Here is a 3,435-nt window from a genome sequence, read left to right as displayed (position 1 = left end):
TGTTGAGCGGCTTTGAAGATGCCTACGTGGGCGGCGGTTTTCCGGCATTGTGTGCGCCGATGATGTTGGTTGCCTGTCCCCGGGGATCGTGAGTTCGTTGGCGGCGGCACCTTGCCGATGGGGGCATGCGTAGGCCCTCCCGGTATCTCTTGCCGGAGTACGCCCGGGAGGGCCGTGAAGCGCTCGGAGGCGCTGGTGCTCACGGTAGGGGCAGACCCGGTTGTGGTCGAGGGCCGGTTGGCGGGCGGGGAACTGGAGTGCCCGTGTTGTGGCGGGATGCTGGCCCGGTGGGGTTGGGGCCGGGTCCGGGTGTTGCGGGGCGGGCGGGGGCCGGTGCGGGTGCGGCCGAGGCGGGCTCGTTGCCGTGGATGCGGGATGTCGCATGTGCTTCTTCCGGTGTTCGTGCTGGCCAGGCGAGTGGATCTGGCCGAGGTGATCGGGGCTGCGCTGGCCGCGAAGGCGGCTGGGGCGGGTGCCCGGACGATCGCGGCGGCGTGGGGTCGGCCGGTCGATACCGTCCGCGGCTGGCTGCGGCGGTTCTCTTCGCGCGCGGAGGCGGTGCGGGTGTTCTTCACCGCGCTGCTGGTGGAGGTCGCAGTGGATCCGGTCCCGCCCGCGCAGACGGCATCGTTGTTCGCGGACGCGGTCGCGGCGGTGGCAGGGGCTTCGGTGGCGGCGGCATCGCGGTGGGAGCACGTCGGTGAGGCGCCGCCCTGGCTGGTGGCGGTCGCGGCCAGCGGGGGCAGGTTGCTGGCGCCGGGCTGGCCATAGAAGTCGACCAACACCAGTTCCCCCTGGTGCCGGTGATCGCCGGTTTGGGAGTGTTCGCGGGTTCTGTCGATCAAACCCGTGAGCGAGGTCGTGGTGACGAAGAAGGACGATGACCAGGTCAGGCGTCTGGAGAGGGCCCGGGAGATCGGGCTGTTCCGTTACATGCTGATCCGGGAGGCGGCGGATCCGTCGCTTTCGGGCAGGCAGCGGGGCGCGCTGGTCCGTCAGATCGCGGCGGTCCCGCATACCGATCCGGACGGGCGGACGGTGCGGATCACCCGCTGGACCCTGGACCGGTGGATCCTGGACTGGCGCAAGGGCGGCTTCGACGCCCTTGTCCCATCTCCGCGCCAGTCGGCGCCGCGCACCCCGCCGGAGGTGTTCGAGCTGGCCACCGCCTTGAAGAAGGAGAACCCGGACCGGACCGCGGCGCAGATCAAACGGATCATGGAGGCCCAGCATGGGTGGGCTCCCGACGAGCGGACGATCCAGCGGATGTTCGTCCGCACGGGCTTGACGGCGCTGCGCAAGCCCGCCGAGGAAGCGGTGTTCGGCCGGTTCGAGGCCGATCGCCCCAACTCCCTCTGGCAGGGAGACGCCCTGCACGGGCCCCGGATCGGTGGCCGCAAAACGTATCTTTTCGCGTTCATCGACGACCACAGCCGGGCGATCGTCGGGCATCGGTGGGGGTTCGCCGAGGACACCGTCCGCCTGGCCGCGGCGCTCCGGCCGGCGCTGGCCGCACGGGGTGTTCCCGAGTACGTGTATTGCGACAACGGCAGCGCCTACGTTGACGCGTGGCTGATGCGGGCCTGCGCCAAGCTCGGGATCAAGCTGGTCCACTCCACCCCGGGCCGGCCGCAGGGCCGGGGGAAGGTGGAGCGGCTGTTCCGGACGGTGAACAGCGAGTTCACCGTTGAGATCGCCTCCGGCGAGGGCAAGCCCGGACGGCGGGTCACGGACCTCGCGGAGATGAATCGCCTGTTCACCGCGTGGGTTGAGGGCGTCTATCACCGCAGGACGCATTCGGAGACGGGTATGGCCCCGTTGGCCCGTTGGATGGAAGGCGCTCCCTACCCGGTCCCCGCCCCCGAGGACCTGGCCGAGGCGTTCCGCTGGTCGGAGTGGCGCAACGTGTCGAAAACGGCTCTGGTCTCTCTGCAGGGCAACCGGTATCAGGTCGACCCGAGCCTGGTCGGCCGCAAAGTCGAATTGGTCTTCGATCCATTCGACCTGTCGTTCCTGCGGGTCCGCTGCGACGGGCGCGACGCCGGGACGGCGCTGCCGTTCCAGATCACCCGGCACTCCCATCCCAAAGCGCGGCCCGAGGTCCCCGCCGAGCCGCCCAAACCGACGACCGGGATCGACTACCTCGGCCTGATCGACGCCCACTACACCGCTGAGCTGGCCGACAAGGTGAACTACTCCGCCTTCGCCCCCGAAGACGACGGCCAGGACGACGATGAATGACCGCGAATGACCGCGAATGACCGCACACCGGTCGTCATGGCCGGGCCGGCAAGGTTGCTGACCGAGTCGGCCGCCCTTCTTCGAGGCCGCTGACCAGCAGGTCGATGACGCTCTGGCCGACCATTTCGGGTTCGGGGCCATCGACCGGGTACCGACCGGGTCACCGACTGTCTGGAACTGCTCGCCGAAACCGCCCAGCAGCCCCCGCTTCTCCCCTTCCCGACCCCCACCGGCACAGGAGCCATCTCATGATCGAGAAACTGCAGGCCCACTACGGATTCAGCCGCATGCCGTTCGGCCGGGACCTCGCGCCCGGCAAGCTGCACCGGCACGCCTCCCACAACGAGGCTGTCGCCCGGATCGCCTGGTGCATCTCCGAGCGGGCGATCGGGGTCGTGACCGGGGAGGTCGGGGCCGGCAAGACCGTGTCGGTCCGCACCGTCCTGGCGTCCCTGGACCCCTCCAAGCACACCGTCATCTACCTGCCCAACCCCTTGATCGGAGTCCGCGGCATCCACGAGGAGATCCTGAACACCTTCGGCCAGACCCCCTCTCACCTGGGCTCCCGCCTGTTCGGCCAGACCAGCAAAGCTCTTCTCGCCGAACGCGAGGAACGAGGAAGGACGCCCGTGCTGGTCCTGGATGAAGGGCATCTGCTGACTTATGAGCAACTGGAGACCGTCCGGATGCTCACCAACACCTCGATGGACCAGGACAGCCCGCTGGCCTGCCTGCTGGTCGGCCAGCCCACCCTGCGCCGCACCATGAAACTCGCCGTCCTGGCCGCCCTCGAACAACGCACCGCGCTGCGCTACACCATGCCCGGCATGACCAGCACCGAGACCGCCAGCTACGTCAACCACCACCTCAACCTGGTCGGCCGACCCGACCAGATCTTCACCGAAGACGCCCTCAACCTCATCCACATGACCAGCCGCGGCTACCCGCGAGCCGTCAACAACCTCGCCCTGCAAGCCCTCGTCGCCGCCTTCGCCGCCGGCAAGAACCTCGTCGACGAAGCCGCCACCCGCTCCGCGGTCAGCGAGGTCGTCGACTGACACCGGCACCATGCCGACCACCGGCGACACCTCACCGATCACAACGCCCCGCCGATCCAACCGGCGGGGCGTTCTGCATAACGACCATCGGCACGCCCAACGCCCAAACCATCGGCATCTTCAACGCCGGGCCACA

Annotated in this window: 3 protein-coding genes; all 3 read left to right on the top strand. The window is 69.0% G+C overall.

Annotation, left to right across the window (positions count from 1 at the left end; translation table 11 throughout):
* Window positions 1-174 precede the first annotated feature (174 nt).
* The 3 genes from ABGB08_RS54245 to ABGB08_RS54235 all read left to right on the top strand — a co-directional run bounded on the left by ABGB08_RS54245 (window position 175) and on the right by ABGB08_RS54235 (window position 3,299).
* The gene (locus tag ABGB08_RS54245) at window positions 175-771 is read left to right on the top strand and encodes a DUF6431 domain-containing protein (protein WP_347608332.1); all 597 of its coding nucleotides are present in this window, start codon (window positions 175-177) and stop codon (window positions 769-771) included.
* Between the two features lie 78 nt (window positions 772-849).
* Window positions 850-2,241, top strand: a complete 1,392-nt coding sequence (locus ABGB08_RS54240; RefSeq protein WP_347608329.1) for a DDE-type integrase/transposase/recombinase — start codon at window positions 850-852, stop codon at window positions 2,239-2,241.
* Window positions 2,242-2,489: 248 nt separating this feature from the next.
* Window positions 2,490-3,299, top strand: coding sequence for an AAA family ATPase (locus ABGB08_RS54235; RefSeq protein ID WP_347608326.1), 810 nt, complete (start codon window positions 2,490-2,492; stop codon window positions 3,297-3,299).
* The last annotated feature ends 136 nt before the right edge of the window (window positions 3,300-3,435 follow it).

Origin of the sequence: Acrocarpospora sp. B8E8 (assembly GCF_039871605.1) — a bacterium.
Lineage (GTDB): Bacteria > Actinomycetota > Actinomycetes > Streptosporangiales > Streptosporangiaceae > Acrocarpospora > Acrocarpospora macrocephala.
The sequence above is the reverse complement of the archived record's forward strand: the minus strand, read 5'-3'. Positions and strand labels throughout refer to the sequence as shown.

Bases quoted from the DNA above. Each gene is read 5' to 3' on its own strand.
- ABGB08_RS54235 (WP_347608326.1), top strand. From the start codon at position 2,490: ATGATCGAGAAACTGCAGGCCCACTACGGATTCAGCCGCATGCCGTTC.